The sequence below is a fragment of the Mesorhizobium shonense genome (assembly GCF_040545255.1).
Classification (GTDB): domain Bacteria; phylum Pseudomonadota; class Alphaproteobacteria; order Rhizobiales; family Rhizobiaceae; genus Mesorhizobium; species Mesorhizobium shonense.
The window spans coordinates 80,834-106,239 of sequence record NZ_JBEPLM010000013.1 but is presented as its reverse complement, the minus strand read 5'-3'; the positions used below and the strand labels follow the sequence as shown (position 1 = coordinate 106,239).

Annotated in this window: 16 protein-coding genes and 1 pseudogene; 9 read left to right on the top strand and 8 right to left on the bottom strand. The window is 62.6% G+C overall.

Features of this window, described 5'->3' with window-relative positions; genetic code table 11:
- Positions 1–14: 14 nt before the first annotated feature.
- The 7 genes and pseudogenes from ABID26_RS27690 to ABID26_RS27660 all read right to left on the bottom strand — a co-directional run.
- Positions 15–1,775 (bottom strand): tail fiber protein, encoded by a 1,761-nt coding sequence (locus tag ABID26_RS27690; protein WP_292344296.1) that lies wholly within the window; start codon positions 1,773–1,775, stop codon positions 15–17.
- A complete protein-coding gene (locus ABID26_RS27685; RefSeq protein WP_354417141.1) occupies positions 1,775–5,383 on the bottom strand; it encodes a hypothetical protein in 3,609 nt (1,202 codons plus the stop codon). The genes ABID26_RS27690 and ABID26_RS27685 overlap by 1 nt, the downstream gene beginning before the upstream one ends.
- Positions 5,380–6,333, bottom strand: coding sequence for a hypothetical protein (locus ABID26_RS27680; protein WP_292344295.1), 954 nt, complete (start codon positions 6,331–6,333; stop codon positions 5,380–5,382). Before ABID26_RS27680 ends, ABID26_RS27685 begins: the two co-directional genes overlap by 4 nt.
- Positions 6,330–7,724 carry a hypothetical protein gene (locus ABID26_RS27675; RefSeq protein ID WP_354417139.1) on the bottom strand — a complete coding sequence of 465 codons (1,395 nt, stop codon included), beginning with the start codon at positions 7,722–7,724 and terminating at the stop codon, positions 6,330–6,332. The genes ABID26_RS27680 and ABID26_RS27675 overlap by 4 nt, the downstream gene beginning before the upstream one ends.
- 17 nt (positions 7,725–7,741) lie before the next feature.
- Complete coding sequence (locus ABID26_RS27670) at positions 7,742–11,989, bottom strand: DUF6603 domain-containing protein (protein WP_354417137.1); 4,248 nt, start codon at positions 11,987–11,989, stop codon at positions 7,742–7,744.
- A gap of 12 nt (positions 11,990–12,001) precedes the next feature.
- On the bottom strand, positions 12,002–13,318 hold the full coding sequence (locus ABID26_RS27665; RefSeq protein ID WP_126098549.1) for an exonuclease/endonuclease/phosphatase family protein: 1,317 nt from the start codon (positions 13,316–13,318) through the stop codon (positions 12,002–12,004).
- Positions 13,319–14,102: 784 nt separating this feature from the next.
- Positions 14,103–14,570 (bottom strand): annotated as a pseudogene (locus ABID26_RS27660) (efflux RND transporter permease subunit); the annotation flags it as partial.
- A 704-nt stretch (positions 14,571–15,274) separates the two neighbouring features.
- Between ABID26_RS27660 and ABID26_RS27655 the strand changes: the two are divergent.
- From ABID26_RS27655 to ABID26_RS27630, 6 genes are all read left to right on the top strand, one after another.
- A complete protein-coding gene (locus ABID26_RS27655; RefSeq protein WP_126102591.1) occupies positions 15,275–16,051 on the top strand; it encodes an amino acid ABC transporter ATP-binding protein in 777 nt (258 codons plus the stop codon).
- Positions 16,052–16,139: 88 nt separating this feature from the next.
- Positions 16,140–16,913 (top strand): transporter substrate-binding domain-containing protein, encoded by a 774-nt coding sequence (locus ABID26_RS27650; RefSeq protein WP_292300306.1) that lies wholly within the window; start codon positions 16,140–16,142, stop codon positions 16,911–16,913.
- A gap of 53 nt (positions 16,914–16,966) precedes the next feature.
- Entirely contained in the window at positions 16,967–17,680 is a 714-nt protein-coding gene (locus ABID26_RS27645; RefSeq protein WP_354417174.1) for an ABC transporter permease, read from the top strand.
- A gap of 1 nt (position 17,681) precedes the next feature.
- Entirely contained in the window at positions 17,682–18,401 is a 720-nt protein-coding gene (locus ABID26_RS27640) for an ABC transporter permease (protein WP_126098552.1), read from the top strand.
- Positions 18,389–18,742, top strand: coding sequence for a cupin domain-containing protein (locus ABID26_RS27635; protein ID WP_126098553.1), 354 nt, complete (start codon positions 18,389–18,391; stop codon positions 18,740–18,742). Before ABID26_RS27640 ends, ABID26_RS27635 begins: the two co-directional genes overlap by 13 nt.
- A 150-nt stretch (positions 18,743–18,892) precedes the next feature.
- Positions 18,893–20,122, top strand: coding sequence for an NAD(P)/FAD-dependent oxidoreductase (locus tag ABID26_RS27630; protein WP_245460246.1), 1,230 nt, complete (start codon positions 18,893–18,895; stop codon positions 20,120–20,122).
- Positions 20,123–20,354: 232 nt separating this feature from the next.
- Here the strand turns inward: ABID26_RS27630 and ABID26_RS27625 are convergent, their stop codons facing one another.
- A complete protein-coding gene (locus ABID26_RS27625; protein ID WP_126098555.1) occupies positions 20,355–21,029 on the bottom strand; it encodes a FadR/GntR family transcriptional regulator in 675 nt (224 codons plus the stop codon).
- A gap of 166 nt (positions 21,030–21,195) precedes the next feature.
- On the opposite strand from ABID26_RS27625, the gene ABID26_RS27620 reads away from it, so the two are divergent.
- The 3 genes from ABID26_RS27620 (at position 21,196) to ABID26_RS27610 (ending at position 25,405) form a co-directional block, all read left to right on the top strand.
- A complete protein-coding gene (locus tag ABID26_RS27620; RefSeq protein ID WP_189521545.1) occupies positions 21,196–22,665 on the top strand; it encodes an NAD-dependent succinate-semialdehyde dehydrogenase in 1,470 nt (489 codons plus the stop codon).
- 438 nt (positions 22,666–23,103) lie between these two features.
- On the top strand, positions 23,104–24,375 hold the full coding sequence (locus ABID26_RS27615; RefSeq protein ID WP_126098557.1) for an ABC transporter substrate-binding protein: 1,272 nt from the start codon (positions 23,104–23,106) through the stop codon (positions 24,373–24,375).
- A 157-nt stretch (positions 24,376–24,532) separates the two neighbouring features.
- Positions 24,533–25,405 (top strand): branched-chain amino acid ABC transporter permease, encoded by an 873-nt coding sequence (locus ABID26_RS27610; RefSeq protein ID WP_126098558.1) that lies wholly within the window; start codon positions 24,533–24,535, stop codon positions 25,403–25,405.
- Position 25,406 lies beyond the last annotated feature (1 nt).

Genomic DNA, 25,406 nt, shown 5'->3' with positions numbered 1-25,406 from the left:
GTCGGGTCGGAGGCTCATGTCTTGATCAGACAGCAGAGCGAGTACCAGGGCGGCCTGACGCCCACATCCGGCGTCGATCCGACCGAGTTGGTGCCGCTGGACTGGTCGGGGAAGCTGACGGGGATCTGGTGGGTGTGTGCGCCACCCGACTGCACGGTCGTGGGGTTAGAGCTGGAACCCTGGCTGAAGGACGGGGCGCAGACGCTTTGGCAATATTCGTGGTCGGTGCTGCTCAGGCTGCGGGCATACCAGGCGTTCGGCACGACGTGGTCGTGCCCGGGGTCCGTTGTCACCGTGGGGGCGACGGTCTGCGTCGGCAGACCGACGTCATGCGTATGGGTGTCCGGCCCGCCGCCGGTCTGCGGCGGTTCAGCCGACTGCGATCCGGCACCGACCACGAAAGCGTTGGTGAGGTCGGGCACGTTGAAGGTTGTCTGGCCGTCGCCGCCATACTGGGTGCCAATGGCGGCATAGAGGTTCGGATAGTCGTCGATGTCGTAGGCGCTTCCGTCACACAGCAGCCAGTTCGCCGGCAGCGCCGACAGCGGCCCGCCCCAGTTGATCATCGTGCCGGCGGTCACCAGCAGGCTTTCTGGATCGGGCGATATCGTTGCGGTAACCGACAAGGACTGCGGCAGCTGCAACGTCGAGTCGAACGCCGTCAGAATGAAGGTCGTGCTCTTCTCGACCGTCACCTGGAAGTTGGACGTCCCCGTGGGAACCACCCCGACGCCCGACAGCACAACGTAGGCGGCATTGCTGGTTGCCCAGCTCAGATAGGCTGTCTGCGGAGTATCGATGACGCCGAAGCCGTCGGACGGCGAGATGGTGAAGGAGGAAATCGTCGGTTGCCCGGACGCCGCATCGATCAAGACCGTCTGATATCCGTCGGCCCGATCTGGAATATTGGCCGAATAGAGTGCGAGATGCCCCCTCCGGGACTGGTCGGTGAACAGGTTGCCAATCTCGATTACGGCGCTGCGTGGCCCGGGGCGGCCCAGCCAAGGACCGTCTTGGGACTTGGGGACCAGCCTCCAAAACGGCGTGCTGCTTCCCTCGATACGCTCAGCGGTCCAGCCGTGGGCCGTCACCTGTGCCTTTCCGCCAAGCTTCGAGGACGTGAGCGCCTGCAGCTTGCCGCTGTTCGCGGTGGTGATGCCCACAACGATCTCGGGCTGGCCAGCCGGCGCAGCCGCAAGATCCGGCCGCGCAGCCGACGGCCTGACCTCGATCTGCAGGCTGCCGCCGGTGGTCTGGTGGCGATAGGCGGCGGGACCCGCCCCCCTGGCGCCGCTTGTCAATTGTCCGGCCGCCGGCGTCTCCAGCTTCATCAGCGGAAGCGATCGTTGCCAGGTCAGGTGCGGGTGGAAGCGCTCGAGCGTCACCTCCAGCAGACCCAAGCCGGCACCGCCAGTCAGCACGAGGTCGTTCAGCCGGACAGCCAGGTATTGAAGGCGCAGCCAATCATACTGCTCGGCCGCCAGCGCCAGCTCGATGATCCCGGGGCGCGGGGCCGTGGCGGTGAACCACGGACAGCTGACCTGCGCCGGATCCGGCGCGACGGCGGGCGAGAGCTCGGTGAAGTCCAGCCGGAGCGTCGGCGCCGCCCCGTTGCGCGGCACCAGCACGAAGGACTGGTCGGTCTGGTTGGCAAGGAGAAGCGTCAGGCTCGTCGGCAACCCGAGCGGGATAGCACAGGTGCCCTCCGCCGCGGCGTTGGACAGGCTGGCGACGATCTCACCCTTGATCTTGAGGGAGTTGCGAGCCTTGGGCATCAGTCGTTCTCCAGCAATTGGGTGAGCTGAAGCCACCCTTCCTGCATGTTCTGCGACCGCTGCAGGGACGCGGTGTTGAGGGGCGGCTGAATGGATTGCTGCAGCCAGTCCCCGTTCTGGTAGGTGATCCACCCCCAGGTGCCGCCGCCCTCGCGCGGGGTCGGGATGGCGAAGCTGCCGGCTGGCGCCAGCACCGGCGCCGTCAGGAAGCTGAACGACATCCGGCTGAGTGCGGCGTTGTAGGTTTCGGCGGCCAGCGTCAGTTCGCGGACTGGAAGCAGGCCGGTGTTGAGATGGACGCTGCTGCGCGGATCGATCAGCATCGCCACCAGGGTCGGCTGGTCGGCGTTCAGGGTCAGCGTCAAGCCGTCGGCCGCCGGCACGACGACGTTGTCGCTGCTGCCGTCCGCCTGCGCGGCGTAGCAGAGCGAGAAATCGGCATCGCCGTCGTCGCCGGCCAGGAAGAACCCCATCAGCCCGTCGTCGAGGTCCAGCTGGTTGCCCAGCACCACCGGAATCTCGATGTCGTCCAGCCCGTGCAGGGTGCGGTCCAGCACGTCGGTGTTGTTGTCGATATCCTGGGCCAGGGCAGCGTAGCTCTGGTCGGGAACCGGCAGCCCGGCCATGGCGAGATCGAGCTTGGCTTGCACCAGAGCCAACGGCGTTCCCATCAGCATCGCCGTCTGCCGGCTGAGCTGGTGGCCGTCGGGCAGGACGAAGGCCTGGGTTCGCTCGATCGTCAGCAGCAACGAGCCGGCATACGTCGCCCCGTCCATCTCGATGGCCGAGGCGAATGCCGTCAGTACGGCGTTGCGGCCGACGAAGGATTCTTCGAAGCTCTGGCCCGGCGGCCCGGCATTGGGGGCGGACTGCCAGATCAGGGTGCCGGCGCTCACAATGTGGCTGCCGATCGCCGAGCCGTTCGCGTCGTAGTACATGAGGCTGGAATCCAGCGTGTTGGGAACCACCCAGCCGCAGATCGGATTGGTGGCCGCAAGCCCGCAGTCGCGCAGGCTGGGATTGGCGGCCGCCAGCCAGTCGGCCGTGAGCTGCGTCGCCTGCGTGAAGCGTAGCGGCAGCACGAACCCTTGTTCCACCGAAACGTCACGCAAGGTGTAGGCGATTGCGGCGGTGCCTATCTGGATGGCGCGGGACCGGCCGAACGAGTCGATGAACATCAGTTTCTGCGGAACGAGCTGGCCGCCCCGCAGGGGGTTGTAGACCGGATCGTCCGTAGCGCCGCCGGCCAGGCTCGGCGCGAAGCGGTTCTCCCCGCCGACAGCGTTCCTGACGTCCACGTCGGTGAAGTCGCCCGAGAACTCATCAACCGCGCTGGGATCGGCGATCAGGAGCTGCAGCGTCTGCACGCGCCCCAACAGGCCGGTGTTGAGCCCGCTGAACGCCTGCGACAGCAGCGGCGTGCTGCCGAGATCGGTCAGGATCTGCCGGAGTTCCGGATCGTCATGCTGGGTCAGGTAGGCGGCGATCTGCGCCTGCATGCTCGTGCTGGCATCCGTGCTCAATAGCGCGGTGCCGGAAAGCTCGACGAAGGAATCAAAGTCGGGATCGATGGGAAAAAGGTTCAGCGAAACCGACGGATCGAAATCGAACTGGCTGGTGACTGCATCGGCCGCGTAGGTATCGCTCAATCCCGCCAGCGGCAGCAGCGGATAGTAGTTGGCGCTCCAGGACAGGGCGATCGGCCGCCAGGGAAGCTGCCAGGACAGGCAGGCGATATCCGCCTGAGCGATGGGCGCGCTGCTGAAGTCGATACCGCTGAACGCCTGGCCGGACAGCCAGTCGGTCTGCGCCTGCCCGATGTCAGTATTGGTGGTGGCGAAGTCCAGAACCGCGGGATTGGCCGTCCCGCCCTGGCTGGCTGCAGCCAGCGTCACGACGTTGCTGGCGGCCGGCACGATCAGCAGGTCCGACTGGACCAGTTCCGCCGCGGCCGTCAGGCAGGCTGCCGCTTGGTCAGGCAGGCCGGTGGGTAGGGTCGGCGCCGGCAAAAGGTCGGCTGAGACGGTGGTCAGCGCCGACCCGCTGACCAGCCCGGCGGCGAGGGTGAGGGACGGCGGCGACGGGGCCAGGAAGACGCAGCCGATCTCTTTGGCGTCCTCGGGGAGCACGGTCGGCACGCCGTCGCCGGTCAGCAGGACCACCGGATCGGGGGCGCCGTAGAACCGCTCGGCCGCCGTGACCTCCAGGCTGAGATTGCCCGGCAGTCCGGCGATGATCTCGCTCATCTGGTTGGCAATGCTGGTCTGCAGTTTCTCTGCGTCCTGCTGCAAATGCGACAGGGCGCCGATCTCGCTTTGGATATAATTCGTCATGTCGGTTTCGCTGGGCGACGCGGGCGGATCGGCAGCGTAACGGGCGATGATGTAGTGGTACCAATCGTTGAAGATTCGGGCCTGCAGGGTGATCATATCCGCCTGCAGTGCGTTGAGCTCATCCTGCGATGTCATGAGCTGGTTCATCGACGCAGCGAGGCTGTCGGACGGTTGCGGGAAGTCGCCCTTGGTGCCGGTGGCGCGCAGTCGCCAGCTATGGCCGTTCGAGAAGGCGGTGTAAGCGGCGTTGTAGATCGCCTCTTCCAGGCGCAAGAGCCCGCTCGGCTGCCCCAGCTGCGGCAGCACGCCCAGTTGCAGCGCGTCGAGTATCTGCTCGACCTGCGGGAGGTTGTCGCTCTCGACCGCGCTGGCATAAGCGGCAAAGGCTTCCGAAGGCGTGTTGCCGAACGCCACGCCGGTCGACAACGGACCGGTCTGGTCAGACAGGAACGCGCTGCCGCTGTCCCAGGGCAACTGGTAGACGAGACCGTGGCAGAGAGTCCGCGACGGAACATAGTGGGTATCCGAGTAGGTCCAGCCGAAGGCGGCCGCGACCGCGTCCGGATCGGCGCCGGCCAGCGGATCGTTCGAGGTATCGCTGTACCAGCCGGTCACGGAATAGAGCAGCACCATGGTCGAAGCGTCGAAGCTGTCGTCGTTCAGCGTGTCATCGAGCATTCCGAAGACATTGCCGCAATTGCGATAGCAGCCGGCGAAATCGGGAATGCCGAAGCCGACCGCGGTCAGCGGCGTCGACAGGTAGGTTCCGGAGCTGGAGTCGCCGGTCCAGTCCGCCAACGGATAGACCCGGCCGAGATAGGTATAGGGCTGGCTCGGATCGGTGCCGTAGGGAATCGCCGTTTGGCTATAGGCGCCGGTCGAATCGACATAGTCGCTCTCCACGACCCACCCGGTCTGCGTCACGGTCGGCGCCTCGGACGTGGCCGCCGCGATGATCGTGCGGGTTACCAGCCAGCGGTTGGGCGCCGGTGGAAGCTGCAGCGGGCCGTTGCCATCGGCATAATCCGCGATCCGCAGCGCGCGCGGCAGGCTCCAGTGCAGATGGATGCCCTGGGACAGGGGGCCTTGCCCCTGAAACGGCTGGTTCAGCAGATCGTTGCCGATGTTGGCCGTGTTCGAGCTGCGGGTCGCCATCTCGGTGAAATTGGCGTAGGCCGGCGCGAATTGGGTGAAGGAGCCGTCATTGGCGCCGACCATCATTGCGTCGAGCCGGATCGGCACCACCAGGGGCGTCGGGGTGGGAATGGAGGTCATCGGGATCGGCCTTCTTTCGCCGCCGGGCCTTCTTTCGCTGGCGGACTTACCACCGCCGATGCGGCGGCGGTGGCGTCGAAGACGACCTCTTGGACGCCTTCGACCAGTTCCATCGCAAACTGCGCCGCGGTGTAGGGAGAGCCATCGGAAATGGCCGAGTTCGCCGCGAGTCCGGTCTGGATGGTCTGGGCCAGCGTCGCGATGTCGACCACCGTGCTGCTGCCGGACCGGAACGGCACGGTGATCGTGACCGGCTGTTGATCACTGTCGAGCACCGGATCGCCGGGCTTGTTGTCGCCCTCGGTGTCGATATAGCGCAGGCTTTTCTGGGAAGATTGCAGGTCGATGCCGAAATGCAGCGTTTCCGCCGGTTCGGCGAACGTCACCCGTTGCACCAGCCCGGCGAACAGGCCGAGCGCCAGTCCGGAAGCCAGGATGTCGAAGCGCACGAGTGGGACGTGCTCGGTCCCCGCGGCGTCGGCAAAGCCATTGACCTCCACGCCGGGCCAGACATCGACCAGCGCCGACCGGAGCACGAAGCCGGACATCACCCCCTCGAAGCCCTCGATCGGCTCGCTGCCGGCGGTCATCCCGAGCTTGAGCGCCCGCTGGCGGCTCATCCGACCGACGGCGCGTGCCTTGAAGCGGGCCTGCGGGGCGGCGGCATCGCCAGCGGAAATGCCGACCGCGGCCTGTCCGATGCTGAAGGCGCCGTCGACCAGCGCCGTGACCCAGTTGTCGTCCACAGCGAAGAAGCGGATGGATTCCAGCGGCAGCATGCCGGGGTCCGGCACAAGGTAGCCAAGCGGCACGCCTTCGAACAGCATCAGCCGCGATAGCCAATCGGTGATGGCGATCGTTGCCGGGTCGTCGTCGAAGACGACCGGCGGCTGCGCTAGCGCTTCCCTCATGCGTGCACCGTAATCGGCGGCGGCGGTCAGGCGTGTCATGGGCGAGCTGCCTTCTCCAGGAGATTGGTGAGGAGCGGCTTGATCACGGTCTTGATGACCTGCTCCGCGATGCTGGCATCCGGTGTGGTCAGCGTGGCGAGATCGCTCCCGACCTGTTCCGCCAGGATCCGCGTCTCCAGGTCGGCCACGGCGCCCTGCTGCTGGCCGATCTTCCAGTTGTAGAGCGTGGTCGCGAAGTTCTTGTCCGCCAGCGCCAGGAGCTGCCCCAGCTGCCAGGCGGCAGCGTAGCTGGTGTCGAACATCCCCGTCTGCGGATCGTAGCGCATAAGGGCGTCGGCGGCCCCGAACGGCGGCGCCAGGACCGGCTGGTTCCAGTACGGCAGCAGCGGCCCGCGATACCAGCTCACGGTGCTGCCGCCCTGCCGGGTCAGATGGTTGAAGGCGGTATAGCCCATCGCCAGCGCCTGCTGGACGTCGATCGACTGGACGGTGTCAGGGCACGGTCGTTGCAGCGTCGCCGGGTCTTGATTGAGCGCAGCGAAATAGTCGCCAAAGGTCTCGCTGTTATCCGCGCAGCCGAAGCTCCAGGACGAGAGCACCGCCAGGCGGACGGTCGTGTCGGCGTTCTGCGCAGCGGGCGGCAGAAGCGGCCCCAACCCTTCCAACGGGACCAGGCAGCACAGCGCTGTGCTGCCCGGCGTGGGGAGTCGATTGGCCACCACGACCGACAGCTCGGTCTGAGCCGCTCTGCCGCGCTTGGTCGCCTTCAGGGCCGCCCGCTTGGGCTCAACTTTGCGAGCATGCGCCAGCCAGTAGAGATCGCAATAGGATGGCGTGATCGCGGAAAACAGCGGGCCCGGCACGTCGATATACTGGCAGGGGAGATAGACCGCACTGCCATTCTGGCTCGTGCATTCCCCGTATTCCAGACTATCCTCGAGGTCCGGATATGAAACGGTGCCGCTCGGCAATCCATCCGGCAGCAGGTCGGCAATCGTCCCGGCGGCGACCGTCGGCGCCGGGTCGCTCTGGTCGAAGACCAGCAGCGCCAGCCAGGGATAGACCGCCGTATCCGTCGGGATCGATGGCGTCTGGAAACCGCTCGGCGCATCGCCCGGCGAGCGCTGCCAGGGCAGGGTCCTGTCGGTCAGCACCAGGTGCGGCAGCACGTTGGAATATTCGCCGTTGTCGCCCGGCGGCGGAAATTGGGTGTGGATGCGGTCCGGCGGCAGCGAGAAGCGCGGGCCGAGCACTGAGAAGGTCAGCGTGGCGGAAAAGCTGTCGCTGAAGCTTTGGCAGTCCGTCGATCCCACGTTTTGGGTCGCCGTCACGGTATAGTCGCCGCTTTGCCACTGCGGCTGGTAATGTTCGACGAAGATGATGTCATTGGCCGCCGTGGTATCAGCGAAGCGGACGGTGTTGTTGTTCATGCCGGCTCCCCTCAGGATCAAACGGCGGGCTGGGCCGCCGGCGCGGCCGCGCCGAGCAGGCTGAGCGCGATCGGCGTGATATAGCCCAGTGTGGCGGACGCGGTCAGCGGCGAGACGTCGATCGGGCTGGCGATCTCCACGTCGGCAAACAGCAAGCCGGAAACGATGGCCATCCTGGCTGCCACGACGCCGGGATCGGCGATGGTGTCGGCAAGCGCAGTCAGAGAGTCCTCGCCCTTGAACGGGTCGCTCGTCGGGGCGTTGTCTGCGCTCCAGTCAAGGCCGTAAGTGGCCTCGACCGTATCGAGCAGGGTGGCGATCTCGATCGCCTGGACCGTGCCCGGCGGAACCAGGCTGGGGACGATCCCGACCGCCTGCAGGCTGTCGGCGACCAGCGCGTCTCCGTTCAGAGTCTGGCCGTTGCTCGCTGGACCCCACAGCGCCGCGGCCGCCCCGCCCGTGCCGCTGGTGTCCAGGCTAGCCGCCGTATAGTCGGCCTCCTCGTATTCGACTACGACATCGAGCGCATTGTCGAAGGAGGTGAGGCCGAGCGGGCCGATGGCGATGTCGGTGTTCCAATCACCGGTCACCGCCGTTCCATTGTAGGTCAGCGTGTCGATCGGGATCATCGTCTTGAGGCCAAACCTCAGGAGGTGGGGATCGACGACGTAGTCGACGGGGAAGGCATTGCCGTTGCCGTCGGTCGCATTGGTCAGGTCGATCAGCAGTCCAGACTGGATGGCGAGCGTGACCACCGGCGCGGTATCGGCGGCATCGGCCGCAATCGGGCTCTGCTGGGCGGACGCAGACGGCAGGAACTGGGTCTTGAACTGCGACCAGTCCAAGGATGGTGGCGGCGGCGTCTCGCCGAAGGTGATGCGGAAGGACAGGACGCTCAGATGGATGTCGGCATAGCCCGAGAAGGGCGGGCCGACAATCATGAGGTCGGCCCCGACGGAAATGTTGATGGTGACGGTGGTAATGTCGAGATTGATCGTCGCCTGGACCCCGAAGTCGACGCCGGCATCGATCTGATAGGCGAGCGGCGCCCATTGGATCAGGAAATCGGCGTAAAGGCTGAACCACGCCTTGATCGAGTCGGAGTGCCACACCGCGTTGAGATAGCCGCCGACCATGATCATGGCCGGCGTCAGCGCCATGTATTCGCCACCCTGGATCGAGAGCGCGGTCGTCACCTGCCAGTTGATGCCGAGCCTGGGCACCGTCGGATAGTGGTCGGGCTTCTTGAAGCTCGGGTTGTAGCCGCCCAGCGTGATCACGAAGTCGCCGGCATAGGGGCTGGGATCGAACCAGATATAGAAGGCGAAGCCTCCGGTCAGATGGCAGTTCGGATCGAGCACATAGGAGGCGGAGTTGAGCTGCGCGGCCACCGAGAACACCCCCTGCGACGGAGTGTAGAGGGCTTCCAGCACCATCTGGGCGAACACATAGGGTTTGCTGTCCTGCGGCACCGCCAGCGTCGATTCGCCGAGGAGCGCCACCTGGAACTCGGTTCCGAATTCGACCGTGACCAGCGCGAAGGATTGCACCAGCTCGTAGGAGGTGAAGGCGACGCCGGCGGCGATCCAATATTCGCCGGTCGACGCGACGATCGCCGTGGACATTTTCTGCGCGACGGTGGCGAGCGACGGCTGCGGTCCGAACTCGCTGGTGCTGGCCGCGCCCGCGACCAGCGGGAAGGTGGCAACGCCGGTGATGGGTGGCGGCACCAGCCGGGTATTGACGCCGAACCCGGCCGCCAGCCCGGTGACGAAGAAGATCGGCGGGCCGCCGAGCGGCTCATTGAGCACCAGATAGGCGAACATCGAGGGCGGGCTGGACGCCGTATAGGAACCGAAGGCCGAGAGCGAGAGGCTTTCGGCCTTGACGATCAGGCTGCCGGCGAAGGTGTCGACGTCGTCGGTGTCGGTCTTGAGCAAGCTGCCGCTGATCGTCACCGCCGGCGAGGCATAGGAGACTGCCAGCCCGTCGATTACGAAGGTCGGCTCGATCGGCGTCGCCAGCGGGATGGCGACACCGAGGCCCTGGACTGCGATGTCGAGCCCGGACAGCGTCAGGCTGGCATCCATCTGCACCGACAAGCCCTGGCTGCCCAGACCGAAACCGATCTTCTGGACCAGCACGGAGCCGAAAGACCGCTCGACATCGATCCAGGTCCCGTTGGGCGGCGCCGTCCCGCCGGTCGCTTCGCCGACCAGCAAGGCCGTCCCGGCGGGCTGCTGCTGCGTGCCGGAAAGCGGGATGGTGATGATCTGGGTTTCGCTGGTGCCCAGCCCGACGACCAGCGACAGCGAGCAGTTGCTCGTCGCCGGAGTGGTGCCGGTTTGCGGGGCGGTGTCCGCGGTGAAGGTTACGGATTGCAGCGAGAGCTGGAAGTCCGGCCCGACCAGGTCTCCGACCAGCGGCAGCGCCGCCAGGTTGACCGTGGCGGACGGGAAAGAGACGGTGGCTGTGACCGACAGCGCCCCGGCCGGAAATCTGTATTCGACGCTGACCTCATCGATATCCACCTCCGGCAGGCCCGTCAGCGGGGGGAGGTCGAAGAGGCCAAGAACGTAGTCGAGCAGGTCGCTGAGGGTCAGCGGTTGGTCGGGATTGGACAAGCCGGAGCCGGCGAAAGTCCAGCCGGAAGGATCGTAGTTGGCAGAGACCAGCACCTCCATCTTCGGTAGCGACAGGACGGCCGCGATGCCGCCCGTGACCGTGCCGGACGAGCCATCATACGCCAGGCTCAGCGAGATCTGCTCGAGCACGAGCGAACCAACCAGCGTCCAACTCTCCTTGATATCCGCGGCAAAGGCATACTGGTTCCGCGTGACGTTGCCCGTCATCTCGAACGCGAGGGCGGTGAAGCTGGTGAGGCCGCTCCCGCCGTCCTCCGTGCTGGTCGAGTGGTCGCCGATCAGGCCGGTGACCGTCGATGTCAGGTCCAGCGACTGCGTCGTCTCGGTTATCTCCAGCGCGACGCCGAATCTGAGATCGGGAAAGGTGACGAAGGCCGAGAGGGCGATATCGGGGTTATCGGTGAGATAGGCGGTGCAGCTTGCCTCGCCGTCGGGCGTGAAACCGTCGCCCATGTCGGTGACGCCGACCTCGATCTCAATGCTTTCGAAGGTCAGCATGCCGAAGGCCGTCCAGCTCTGCCCGCTTCCCAGCGAGACCGTCACCGAGATCGAGGAAAAGGCGGGGATCGGCTGGCTGATATCCAGGATCAGCACGACGTCTTCGATGGTCAGGCCGTCGGTGACGTCGAAACCGGAACCGGGCGACAGCGTCGAAGTGACCGAGGTGCCGGCGAGTATCCCGGAGAGATCGTCCGCGTTGCATGTCTGGGTCGGCAGGCCGGTAGCCCGAAATACCAGGCTGGTGCTGTTGCCGCTGATGACGGCCGTGGTGATCTGAAATGCCTGGATGCCGGTTCCCGAAGGCGTGAACTGGGCGCCCAGCACCACAGCCCCGAGACAGTACACACCGATTTCGGAGAGCGGCGATTTCTCGTCGCCAACTTCCACGAACACACTGGCGAACGACAGCGAAAAGGTCAGGTCATACCCCGAAACCGTAATCGGTTGGGCGTCGGTGGTGGTGGTCAGCTCCCCCTGGGGGAAGGGGGCCGGCGTATCGGCCGAGCCGTAGGGCAGCAACAGCAGATCGAGTGGGCCACAAAAACTGCCGGAAGACAGGCCGAGGAGAGTGGCGATTGTCCCGAGCACTCCCGATCCCGGCATCGCGACGCCGCTGGAGAGGATGAGTCCGGGCACGATGGCGCCGGCAACAGCGGGCAGGTCGTCGCCCAAGCCGAGCGTCGGCCGGAAATCCGCCGGCAGCGTGGGATCGGCCGGCACCGTGAGGGTGAAGATCGGCCCGGCCCAGGCGATGCTGTCGAATATCAGCCCGTCCAGCGTGGGAAATGCCGACGGCAAGCCCCAGGCCGCATCGGTGACCGCGATCGGGAGCGTGACTGAGACGCTTCCATCCTCGTCGAGGGCGAAGACACCGTCCGTGACCGTCGCCGTGGCGGCGTTGAGGAATGTTCCCGTCGCAACGGTGCCGCTGACCGTCACTGTCTGCGCCGTCGCGTCGGACGTCATGACCGCGTCGGATAGCGTCAGGGTTCCGCCGGTCAAGCAGGATTGGAACAGGGAGGTGACGGGGGCCGTCCCCAATGCCGATCCTGCCACGGCGATCGTTTGTGCCGCATCCGGGGTTAGCAATCCGACCAGCTGATCGAATGTGATGCCCACCGCGATTCTCCGCTAGAGGTGTAGCTCGACGAAGATCGGCTCGTGGTCGCTGATCAACCTGGCGCCGACCAAACCTGCTTCAGGAGTCACAAAAGTGCTTTGATCGCCGCGGCCCAATTGAACAGCGAAGTTCTTCGTGAAAACCCGATACTCTTTTGAAGTAAATACCCTCTTTCGTTTCTTATCCCAGAACGACGCAAATCCACGCCTGTCGAGTTTATCGTAGTAATCAACGGCATTGCCGTACTGAAATTGTCTTTTCCTAACCCTGTTCAGTATGTTGTCGACCTGCTGGTTCTGCCCTTGAGCTGGGGCAGGCGCTGCCGGACTGGTCTGCAAGATGACATTGTCATAGGCGTTTATCGCTAGATCACGTCTATCCCTGCGAGTGGATCGCGCAAACCTCGGGAAAGTCATCAAATGGGTGGGCTCATCAAAGAGCAACTGTGCGCCTAGGCCACCAGATGCCCCCGCGGTGGTGACCCAGTCATAATCGCCAGCGTTCTTCTTGGCGTCGAGATTGAAATCGCCGGCAATCACCGCCTGATAGATCTGGGTCGCGACGGGCGCTGGCTGCCCGGGCAGTTGCACCATCATGGAGAGACCGCCGGCGCCATGTGGCCTCAAGGAGTAGAACAGGCTGAAATCTTCAATGGTCTCCAATTGCTTGAGGGCTGCAGATCTCTTCGCTGCCAGGTGCACCAACATGATCGGCAGCAATTCATTGCCCGGGTCGGCCCCAGGCACGTAGAACATGCCCAGCGCGCTGCCGCGGGTTCCAGGCCAGGTCGTTGGGCTGGCCGCTGGCTTGTCCGGGTAGATAAGGGGGAAGGCATTCAGGACGATGCCGTTCATTGGTGTCGGCGCCGGAGAGAATTCGGCTGCAGTAATTGCCACGCCGCCCGGGCCGCCGATCTCCATCGACACCGAGCCGCCAACGGCGGGGCCAGACATCTCCAGCGGCACGACGAATGTCGTGTCCCTGACGAAGAAAGCGTAGAATTCCTTCCCGGTATTTGGCGAGAGCAGGCAGATGTCGAATGCAGATTTCTCGGCGGCCAAGGCTTCCATCAACGCGTCACAGATTTTGTAGGCCCTGGATTCGCTGGTAGTATTCAATTCAACAAGGCAGAATATATCCGGCTCGGAAGCGCTAATTACCTGCGCAATAGCCTGTGTTAGGTTGCACTTAGAGTCTTTCAAGCCGCTCTTAAGCTGGCCAAAATTCTGAATATTCCATACGAGCAGATCTACTTGAGTCGCCATTTGCCCGTCACATAGAATTTTTATAAATACCAGCCATTGGCACCAACCGTTGCGGCGCGCCAAGTCTACTTAGCCAAGTCGAAGACGTGTTTGCAGAGCGGAAAGAGACCGAATGCCTGAAATCTACGATCATCAGGATGGATATGTCAACTAGATAACAATTCTTAAGAATTATGTTTATAAGATTGACCTAAAATAACCTCGATAAAATAGTAATTAAACTTCAATTATATTCTTGATAGCCGGATAATGGTGCTTCGGCGGGGTACGGATAGTGAAAAAGTTTGATAAAGGGTCCTGTTTGGGATAACCGGGGATGCCGGTGTGCCAGTCTGCCTTCTCCAGCCTTCCTTTTGGTCTTGATTAGTATCGTTGCGGCGCGACCACTGGCGTCGGGCCGGAGATTCAATCCCGAGCCATCCACGGCCCTTGGTTTGCATTCAACGGCCGAATGACCTGCGCGGAACATGGCCGTGCCGTTGTGGCCGAATCAAAAAGGGGAAGTTCGTTTCGGCCGCGGCCTTTTGGAACTTTCTGTCTCCGCGCCACCAGCGGCGCTTGCGACAGAAGTCGGGAGGGATCGGGGGATCTGTAATCGGGCAGGAGCACGCGAGCCTGTAACGGCACCCGTCGCATCCCAGGCCTTCGCATTCGAACCGCAATACGTTCTCACGCAGTAGATCATAGGGGAGGTCGACCCGGAGCGCCGTTCTGGTCGAACCCACAGGCAAAACTGGGGGGATCTGTGGTAGCGGAGGTCCGCTACTACCGATCCCCCCAACAGAAAGAGCCTGTGTTTGCTCTGGAGTTTGAGCGAATGATTTCTTAGAGTTTGACCACCGAACTGCAACTTGCCGGTTCGACATAAGTCAGGGGTGATCTGAAGCTCCGGAGCCTGTCTCGAAGCTGTCGAGGTCACCGCTCCGATGCCGCTAAGGGTGCGCAGTTGCTCTTCCATTGCGGCGCCTGCTCCCGCGAGCGTGTCGGGATCATCGCTGGCCAGCGTAATATCGAGTTTCGTTCCATTGCGGCCGCTGTCGACTGCAACCCGGACGCCCGGAAGAGATGACAGGGCCTGCCGGAGGGTGTTCTCGATTTTTGACTGCTTGTAGTTACGCTCTTCGATGGGCGTCAGCACGACGACAAGCGTGGCGGCTGCGACATCGGTCGTGGTGGTGGTCTGGGGGCTCTCATTCGAGGATGCCGAACTGACCGATGAATAGACATGCCTGACGTCGGGAAGCTCGCTGACGATGTCCGCAGCTCTCCTGGTTACGGCGTCCGTCTGCTTGATTGTGGCGCCTGGCTGAATGGTGCGGCCTTCGGTTCCACTGAAGGGTCGCCATTGTGCGGGATATGACGGTCTTGAGGTGCCGCAAGATCGTCTGCGAGGCACCCCTAATGTCGTCCGTTGAAATCCGCTTGTGCATCACAAAGCGGACTTTCGCAGCGCGGCCACCTTCGGCTCGATTATCAATCGCCCTTCGAAGACCTGAGCAGGATAGGTTCACATTTCCTTCAGATACGGAGGGCCTGAGGTTGCGCCGCACTCGGCGACGACAGTGCCAGGCCCCGCATGACGAAGCAGGCGCCTCTCTTGCTCCGTGTCGGCGAGCATGCGCCGCCGGCCGGTGCTGGGGCAAACCGAGTTCGACCGCCAGATCGCGCTCAGGAGGAAGCCGGTCGCCTGGCTCAAAACAACCGTCATACACCCACCTCCGAACGCAGGAGTAAGCAGATTTTTCCGCAACCAATTTGATCTGTCTTGACACCGGTTGCGATACCAATTTCAAATTGGTTCTAGAAAACCAGAGATTGGTTGCGCGTAGTGCTGGAGGCAGCGAGCTGATGAGTGTAACTGACAGCAAGGAATATCGAACCGGCGCCGTCACCGACGGCAGCGGGAGCGATGGTCACATTCGCCAAGCAGCAATTAACGAACTCGCGCAAACGTCGGACAGCTGGGCCCGGCCCGGTGTTGAGAAGATGCAAGCTGAATGGGACCGAAGGCGCCATGACATGGCCCCGGTTCTAGAGGTCCATGAACTCAGCAAGGCTTTCGGCGCAGTCAGGATCCTCAACGACGTCACTTTCCAGATGGCGCAGGGGGAGGTCGTTTCCCTTGTCGGCGCGTCCGGCTCGGGGAAGAGCACGTTGTTGCGCTGCATAAATTTTCTGGAGACGCCGACCTCAGGGAGGATCGTGGTGACGGGCGACGCGATCTCCATCACCTCCAATCGACGGGGCAAGAGCGAGATCACCAACGGCGCGAAGATCCGACTCTTTCGCCAGCGGACTGGCATGGTGTTCCAGAACTTCAATCTCTGGCCGCACCGCACTGTGATTGGCAACGTGACGGAGGCGCTCGTCTACGTGCTCGGGAAAGGAAGGCGGGAGGCCGAGGATATGGCGCATTCGGCGCTTTCCAAGGTGGGAATGGCCGAGTTCCGCGATCGCTATCCCAGTCAGCTTTCGGGCGGTCAACAGCAGCGCGTGGCGATCGCGCGGGTGCTGGCGATGCGACCAAAGATCATGCTTTTTGACGAGCCCACATCGGCGCTCGATCCGGAACTCGTAGGCGAGGTGCTGAAGGTGATCCGCACGCTTGCCGAGGGAGGTGCGACCATCCTTCTCGTCACCCATGAAATGCGGTTTGCGCGCGATGTGTCGAACCGAATGATATTCCTGCGCAAAGGTATCCTTGAGCAGGACGATGCGCCGGAAGAGTTGTTTCGCAACCCCGCCTCGGAGGCGGTGAAACGGTTTCTCTCCAGTGTCATGCCAGCCGCCGCGTGAACGCGGTTATCTTCACTAGAACAAAGAAAAAGGGGTAACACTCATGCTTTCAGTTCAAACGTTTCGTTCGATTTTCGTATCGGGCTTCATGCTCGCCGCCGCAGCCGGTGCCGCGCGCGCCGAGGAAGGCGTCCTACGCGTCGGCACGGAAGGGGACGCGCCGCTGTTCAGCATGGCCGACGCAAACGGGAACGTCACTGGCTTCGACGCCGACGTCGCCAATGGTATCTGCGCCGAACTCAAAATGAAGTGCAAATTCGTGGTGCAGGCTTTCAGTTCGCTGGTTCCTTCCATCGATAGCGACCGCTTCGACGTGATCATTTCCGGCCTTGGCATCACTGCCGAGCGCCAGAAGAAGATCGACTACTCCATCCCGTACGCCACCACGCCGCTTTATTTCGTGGTCCCCAAAGACTCATCGCTTGCTGGGCTCAAGAGCCTCGAGGAGATCGAAACGGCGCTCGCCGGAAAGAGCGTCGGCGTCGTGACAGGCACGACCTATGCCAAATTCATCGGCAAGCGGGCGACCAGCGCCGATCTCAAGACTTACGATGCCACCACGCAGCAGACCTCTGACCTTGCGGCTGGCCGCCTGGATGCTGCTTTCGGCGACTCCCCTACTTGGATGGATTTCCTCGCTACGCCGGACGGTGCCAATTTCACGAAGATCGACGTGAAGATTATGGCGATGAACGATCCTGAAACCCTCGGCCACGGCATGGGCGTCGGCATGCGCAAGGGCAATGCCGAACTCAAGGCCAAGATAGATGTCGCGCTCTGCAACATGATCAACGGAGGTAAGATCAAGGAGTCTTCCCTCAAGTGGTTCAAGGACGACTACACCATTCCCTGCAAGAAGTGATCCTCTCGCAACAACCGGCCGTCGCAGTCCGCGACGGCCTGACGGTGTCGTCCATGTTTGAAACTTTCTGGTCGCTGATTGTGGAGCAGGGCTGGGGGCTCGCTTTGCTGCGCGGCGCCTTCGTCACGATCTGCATCGGTCTGGTCGGCATGGTGATCGGGTTGATCGCAGCCGTCCCGTTTGCCATCGCCCGCTGGCAGCGAGTCCCGGTGCTGTCCCAGGTGATCGACGTTTACAGCATCGTCGTCCGAGGCGTGCCGGGCCTTCTTGTGATCTATCTCCTGTTCTTCGGCTCCGTCGACTGGGTGCAGAAGGTCGCCGTCGCCTTCGGCTACCGGGACATGGCTGAAAGTGCCTATCCTTCCATCATCGGCATCCTCGCCATCGCGACGATTTCCTGCGCCTATTCAGTCGAGGTGATGCGCGGCGCTTTGGAAGCCGTTCCCAAAGGCCTTCTTGAAGCCGCGAAATCTCTGGCGCTACCGACACGGGTCGCCTTTTTCAGAATCACGTTGCCACTCGCGTTGAGACTTGCTCTCGGCGGGGTCAACAATGTCTGGCAGATGACGATCAAGGATACTTCGCTCGTTTCCATCGTCGGCATGCAGGAACTGATGCGCATGGCGGCGATCGCGGCCGGCACCACGCGCTCGCCACTTCTCTTCTACTGCATCGCGGCTTCTCTGTTCTTCGCCATGACAGCGGTCAGCCAGACCCTGTTCGGCTCGGCTGAGCGCCATATCAACCGCGGCTTCAGCGGAGGTTAGAATGGATTTCACCATTGTCGCCTATGCGATCCCGTTCCTTCTCACCGGGGCAAAGACCACGCTCCTGATCTCGGTGTTCGGCGTGGGCTTAGGACTGCCCTTCGGCATCCTGGTGGCGCTCGCCCGCACTTCTCGCAATCGCTTGGTTTGCAAGGCGGCCGACGCCTATTGCGCTGTCTTTCGCGGCACGCCCATGCTGGTGCAGATATTCGTGATCTACTACGGATTGGGGCAGGTCGGGTTCCTTCGCGCCAACCCGGTGATTTGGTGGCTTATCGGCGACGGCTTGCACGCAGCCATTCTCGCGGTCTTGTTGAACACCGGCGCCTACACAGCCGAAATCTTTCGCACCGCCTTCCTGTCGCTGCCGCGCGGGCTAATCGAGGCGGCGCAAGCCTGCGGCATGTCGCCGTGGATTGTCTTGCGCCGGATCAAGTTCCCGTTGGCCTTGCGACAAGCGCTGCCATCCTACAGCAGTGAGGTTGCCATCATCGTCAAGGAATCGAGCCTCGCCTCAACCATCGCTGTGCTCGAAATCACCGGTTGGGCCAAACGCCTGATGAGCGAAACCTTCGCCATTATGGACATCTTCATCATCACTTCCGTCTTCTATCTCACCCTCAATGTCGTCGGACTGACCGCCTTGAAGCTTCTGGAACGGCAACTTTGGTTCGAACGGCGTTTAACGCGCAGAAAGGTTCCGTCCCCATGTCCAAGTTGACGTTCATCGACCAGAATGTTCTTCCGCGCCCACGCGAAGGGCAGCCTCTGCCGGACCGCCTTGTGGAGGGCGATCCACGTTTTCTGAGCTGGGACATCGCTCAGACCGCAGACGGCGCGGTGAAGGCAGGGGTCTGGGAGGTCACGCCCGGCGCCTATCGTTCGATTAAGGGCGAGACTTTCGAGTTCTGCTACATCCTTTCAGGTGTCTCCGAACTCATTGAGGATGGCTGCGAGCCGCGCCGCATCGCGGCTGGCGACGCCTTCGTCATGCATCCGGGCTTCACCGGCGTATGGCGCGCCATCGAAACCACGCGCAAGCTCTGGGTCTCACGTGATTGACCGGTTGTGCTTGCTCGCGCTTATCCGACCAAAAGCTGGTATGTTCCCATGACCGCCGATTCCGCTGGCCCCTTCAAATCCACGCCCTATTGGTGGGACGATTGCACCTTCTCCCCCCTTCCAGTCCGCCCTGTCGGCTCCAAATGCGACGTGGCGATCGTCGGGGGAGGCTATGCAGGCCTTTCGGCGGCCATCGAGCTTGCTCGTGCCGGTCGCAGTGTCCAGCTTTTCGACCGCCAGTCGTTGGGGCAGGCGGCTTCCAGTCGTAACGGCGGCATGGCGAGCGGAAGCATTCGACCCGGGCGCAAGGAGTTGATCACAAGATTCGGCGAGGCTCGCGCCACCGAGATCCTGATGGAGGGAAAGGCCGCGCGGGAAGACCTATGGGCCTTTCTGAAGGAGGAGAAGGTGGACTGTGACTTCCATCTCTCCGGCCTCTTCGTCGGCGCGATCAACGCGCATGAATGCGACGAACTCAGCCGCTCCGCCGATCTACTGCGGCGCTTCTTGGGCATCGAGGCTCATCCGGTCGCCCGGTTGGACGTACCGACCTTTATCGGGACGGATTTCTACACGGGCGGATTCGTGCGGATGGATACCGGTGGCCTGCATCCGGCCAAGCTGCTTGCTGGTATTCTACGGGTGGCAACGGCAACCGGGGCGATGATCCATGAGAACACAGCCGTTACGGGAACGATCGCCGAGGCCGGCGGGCTCCGTGTGAGAACGTCGCGCGGTGACGTTTTCGCCAGGAAGGTGCTGATCTGCACGGATGCCTATACGGACGGCTTCGATCCTTGGCTGCGCCGCCGTATTGTGCCGGTGCGCAGCCGCATCATCGCTACCGAGCCATTGGCAGAAGGCGCGATGGACCGGTTGATGCCGAAGCGCATGATGTATGGCGACATGCGCCAGCTCAGCTATTACTATCGCCCTTCGGCGGACGGATCGCGCATCCTCTTCGGCGGCAGGGACGGTACCACAGCGGGTGACGCTCTGGCGCCGACCAACCATTTGCGCAGCGAACTTGGCCGCATTTTCCCCGAGCTGGAGGGCGTTGGCCTGACGCATAGTTGGTTTGGCCAGGTCGCTATGCATCGCGACATGGTGCCGCGGATTTTCACCTCGGGCAATACGGTTTACGCCACGGGGTTCTGCGGTTCCGGAGTGGTCTGGGCCCGCTGGCTGGGCAAGAAGGCCGCCTTCAAGATCCTCAGCGAAGCCGAAAAGGCGCAATCCGCCTTCGATTTCGACCCCGCGCCGAAGGCCGTACCATTTTACCGCGGCAAGCCGTGGTTCATCCCGCTTGTCTATTCCCTTTACGAATGGCGGGACAAGCGCGCCATGCGCCGCCGGCAGCCCGAAGCAAAGAGGTCATGACCTTGCTCTTCCTTACGCGTAGGCCCGCGGTGCAATCGCCGGGACCTTCGATCTCATCCGCCTGACACTCATTTTACCAGCGCTTTCGGGGGCAATCCGCGCGCACCCCGTCCGTCCTGTTAAACAGCTCAGGTGCCTCGCCTTGAATAGAGCGACAAGCGAGCAGAGTTCGAAGGCCGCCATCCCGCTCGGAGGTGTACGGCAGTCTGATAGTATTGTTGGCGATACCTTCTTAGGACATTGTCTCTGATCCGAGAATGTTGGCTCTCGCGGTCAAGATATGGTTATGCATTCTTTGTTCGGCCTGCCCACCATCCCGGTCAATGATCGCCTGCAAGATCGCGCGATGATGAGCCGTATACTCCTGCATACGCTCTTTCGTCAGAGACTGCTCTTTCATGCGTCCCCAAAGCCGCCCCGCCCGAAGCGCGTGAATACCTTCGTAGAGCGAGGCCAGCAATCCGTTGCGGGCCGCCGCCACTACCAATTGATGGAACGCGGCGTCCCAGCGCTCGAACTCCACAAGAGTCGCGGCCGTACTGCTATGCTGGATGACCTTCTGCATCTCTTCGGTTTCGTAGGGCGTCGCTCGCAACGCCGCGAGCGCGGCCACCTTCGGCTCGATGATTAATCGTGCTTCGAAGACCTCAGCGGGATAAGTCCACAGTTCCTTCCGGGAGGCATTCTGTGCGCGGTACGGAGCGCTTGCGGTAGCGCCGCGCTCGGCGACGAAAGTGCCACGCCCCACATGACGAAGCAGGCGCCCCTCTTGCTCCATCTCGGCCAGCATGCGCCGCAGGGCCGTGCGCGGCAAACCGAGCTTGACCGCTAGGTCGCGCTCAGGTGGCAGCCGGTCGCCTGGCTGCAATCCTTCCGCCTCGATGAAATCCCTCAGAACGACCGTCATAGGGGCCCACTCCAGAACGAATCGGCAAATTTTTTCCGCAACCAATTTGATCTATCTTGACACCGGTTTCAATACCAATTTCATATTGGTCCCAGCAATTCACAGATTGGTTGCACGGGTTTTCTAAAGCCGCAAGAGGACGAGTGTGACTCAGCCAGCAAGGGATATCGAACCTTTTCGCGCGGATGCTGGGGCTATCATTGCTGGAGCTCCTGTAGAGCTGCTGGTGGGCGGCAAATGGATAAGTGCAACCGGCGGCAATCGGTTTGATGTCGCGGATCCTTCCAATGGGCGCACGATTGCATCTGTCGCAGACGGTGCAGTCACCGACGGAATCCGGGCGATCGATGCTGCGGAGGCCTCTGCGACGATGTGGAGGCAAACACCCTCACGCCGGCGATCGGACATCCTGATGCGCTGCCATCAGCTCATGCTCGATCATGCCGAATGGCTCGCGCAACTGATATCTCTGGAGAACGGCAAGGCGCTCCCGGACGCTCGCGGCGAGGTAATCTATGCCGCAGAGTTTTTCCGTTGGTACGCTGAGGAAGGGGTGCGTACTCTCGGCGACATAGGCCATGCACCGGGCGGTGCAAATCGAATCCTGGTTCAATACCAGCCGATTGGCATTGCCGTTCTCGTCACGCCCTGGAATTTCCCCGCTGCCATGGCGACCCGCAAGATCGCCCCGGCGCTCGCGGCGGGTTGCACGTGCGTACTGAAGCCGGCGGCCGAGACCCCGCTGACCGCGTTGGCGATCGGCGCGATCCTCATGGAAGCTGGTCTGCCCGAAGGTGTCGTTAACATCGTGACGACCACGGTCGCAGGGCCTGTGGTGAGCGCGATGCTGCACGACAGTCGGGTGCGCAAACTGTCATTCACGGGGTCGACCGCCGTTGGTCGCATCCTGCTGCGCGAGGCCGCCAACCGGGTCATCAGTTGTTCGATGGAACTCGGTGGCAACGCTCCTTTCATCGTGTTCGATGATGCGGATCTTGAGGATGCCGTCGCTGGCGCCATGGTCGCCAAGATGCGCAACGGCGGAGAAGCCTGCACTGCGGCGAATCGCTTCTATGTCCAGCGCGGCATCTACGACGCTTTTGTCCGCCGGCTTACCGAGGAAATGTCGTCGCTTTCGGTGGGGCCGGGTCTTCAAGCGACGACCCAGCTCGGGCCGCTTATTACAGCGACCGCGGTGGAGAAAGTCGATCGCTTATTGAAGGATGCCGTTGCCCGTGGGGCGCGTATCGAAACGGGCGGTGCACCAGTGTCCGGCGAGGGCTTCTTCTATCCGCCGACAGTCCTAGCCGACGTAGCACCCCATTCGGATATCGCGAAGGAAGAGATCTTTGGGCCGGTCGCAGCGGTCTCGCCCTTCGATACGGAAGACGAGGCTGTACGGCTAGCGAACGACACCGAGTATGGCCTCATATCCTACGTCTACAGTGGTGACCTCAGGCGCGCCCTGAGCGTCGCCGAACGCATCGAAAGTGGGATGGTCGGCATCAATCGTGGCGTTGTCTCGGACCCGGCAGCGCCGTTCGGAGGGATGAAGCAAAGCGGGCTCGGCCGGGAAGGAGGGCATCACGGCCTGCTTGAATATCTCCAACCCAAATACATCGCGACCAACTGGTGACGACAATGACCAGACCCGGCAATCGGGATCGAGACAAAATTCCCGAGCAAAATGGCCCAAAAATTCCGTCGCATGACAAAAAAACTGCAAAGGGGAGAAAATTGTCCAGGCGACGGCTCAGACATGGGAACTGCCAAGTCGGGAGCTATATATGGATTTGGCGAACCGGCGATCGAGGTAGGTCTTGCACGACCGGCCTATCGGGCTGGAGTCCGTGTACGTCAAATCGATGTCGTCCGCACGAAGGGAGTGTGATTCAAGCTGCTCACGCGATTGGCCGGTGAGGAGAGTCGTGTTGATTTGAACCGGCTTCGACACTGAGCGAACGGGCTGCCCATGACGAAGTAAACGAATTCCACCGGTTTCCAATCGGAGTATCGGTGGGAAAGTAACCGGAAACGGCTTCACCGCCATGAAAAGCAAGGGAGGATTTGCAAAATGGCTCCAATCGACCGTTCTTTTTCGCGCCGTCGGTTCCTTGGCGGCAGCGCCATGGCCATCAGCGCCGGTGCGCTGGGCATGCCGTTCGTGCGAACGGCGCGCGCCCAAGCCGCGACCTTCAAGGCGGGCGTGATCACCTCGCTCTCGGGCGAGAACATTCTTGGCGGCAACCTGACCAAACAGGGCTATGACCTTTGGGCGGATGCGATCAACGCCAAGGGCGGCGTAGAGGTAGCTGGTGACCGCTTCAAGGTCGAGATGTTCTACGGCGACGACCAGAGCAGCCCGGCGACCGGTGCAGACGCCGCCGAGCGGCTGATCGTGCAAAACGGGGTCGACGTGCTGTTCGGTCCCTACACCAGCGGCTCGACCATTGCCGTACAGCCGATCTGCCAGAAGTACCAGGTGCCGATGATCTCTGGTTCGGCCGAATCGCCCAATGTCTGGAAGGCGAAGCCTGAGTTCAATTTCGGCATTATCCCGGCGGTCGATACAACTTCGGGCCTGTCGCTCGGCGTGCTGGCGAAGCTGTCCAAACCGGCCGCGAAGACCGTGGCTGTGATCAGCGTCAACGAGCCGTTCTCGAAGGAGACGGGCGAAGGTTTTCGCGACGGCGCCAAGGACGCCGGCCTCGACCTAGTCACCTACGAGCTGGTGCCGCCGGAAGGGGACCTCACGCCGGTCATCTCGAAGATCGCCGCGCTCAATCCCGACATCATCGCGGTCGGTGGCCATGAGGAGGTACTGATCAATGTGGTCAAGACCTCGAAGTCGCTGAACTACCGGCCGAAGGCGCTGATCATGCACTACGGGATTACCAATCCCGCCTTCGCCCAGGCGCTCGGCCCCGATGCCGACGGCACGACGGGCGTGGTGGTATGGCTGCCTACCGTGTCCTACAAGGACGACGTATTCGGCACGGCCAAAGATTTCTCCCAGATGGCGCAGAAGAAACTGGGAGGCGAGCCGGACTATACGGCCGCCGCCTGCGCGGCTAGCGGTCTGGTGCTGGGCGATGCGCTGAAGCGCTTGGGCAAGAAGCCGGCGCTGACGCCGGAGGACCGGGTGGCGTTGAAGGATGCCATCGCCGAAACCGATATCCAGACCTTCTACGGGCCGATCAAGTTCGAGAAGGACGGCCCGCATTACCACGACAACATCCAGCCCGTGCCGGTCCTGGTCCAGATCCAGGGCGGCAAGACCGTCGCGGTCGGGCCGAAGGAGGCTGCGGCAGCCGACTACATCTACCCACTGCCGGCCTGGAAATAGGCGTGCCGGGCAGATGCGGACGGTTTCGCCGCCCGCATCTGCCGATGGGCGCGGCACCGGTTGCGCATAGCTTTAAAACGATGGACCGTTCGCTTTGCCCATCCGGGCTTGCCAGAATATCCACCTTCCCGTTCCCTGACGAAAAACGGATGCCGCTTTGGATCTTTTTCTCCAGACCTTGCTGAATGGCCTCCTGATCGGCGGCGTCATCGCCACCTTTACCATCGCCTTCCAGCTCGCCTTCGGGGTGTTGCACGTCATCGACTTCGCGGTCGGCGGCTGGGTCGTATTGGGCGGCTACCTCGGCTACTATATCACCGCCTGGCTCGGGCTCGATGGCTTCCTCGCGATCCCGCTGGCTTTCGTCCTTTTCGGCGCTCTCGGCTATCTGATCGGCCCGGTGCTTTATAATGTTCGTAACAGCCGCACGGCGCGGCCGGAGTTGATGGCGCTGGCGCTCAGCTTCGGCTTGTTCACGCTACTGCGCGGCGGCATGCTGACCGTGTGGGGCTTCAACACCCGCAACGTCACAACCACGCTGAGCGGCGAAAGCCTGGCGATCGGCCCGGTCACGGTTCCATTGATCCGGGTTGTGGCAGCAGTGTTCGCCGCGGCGATCGCCGGCGGGCTCTTCCTGTTTCTCTATCGCACCCGCTACGGACTGGCGATCCGCGCGACTGCCGAGAACCGGCACAATGCCGCGCTGATGGGGGTCAACATCGGACGGCTGAGCGCCAATGTCTATGGCCTCTATGCCGGCATCACCGCAATGGCCGGTGTCCTGATGGCGGCGATCTATTCGGTCAATCCGGAGGTCGGCCTGCGCTACACACTGTTTGCCTTCTTCGTAGCCGTGCTTGCCGGTCTGGGTTCTGTCGAGGGAGCGCTGGTGGCGGCGCTTCTGCTAGGGGTCATCGAAGCTTTCGTCTCGACCTATGTCGGTGCCAGCTATTCGCTGCTGGCGATCTTCACCACGCTGTTTTTAGTGCTTTTGGTATCCCCGCGTGGGATCCTGCGGCGGGGGCTCTGAT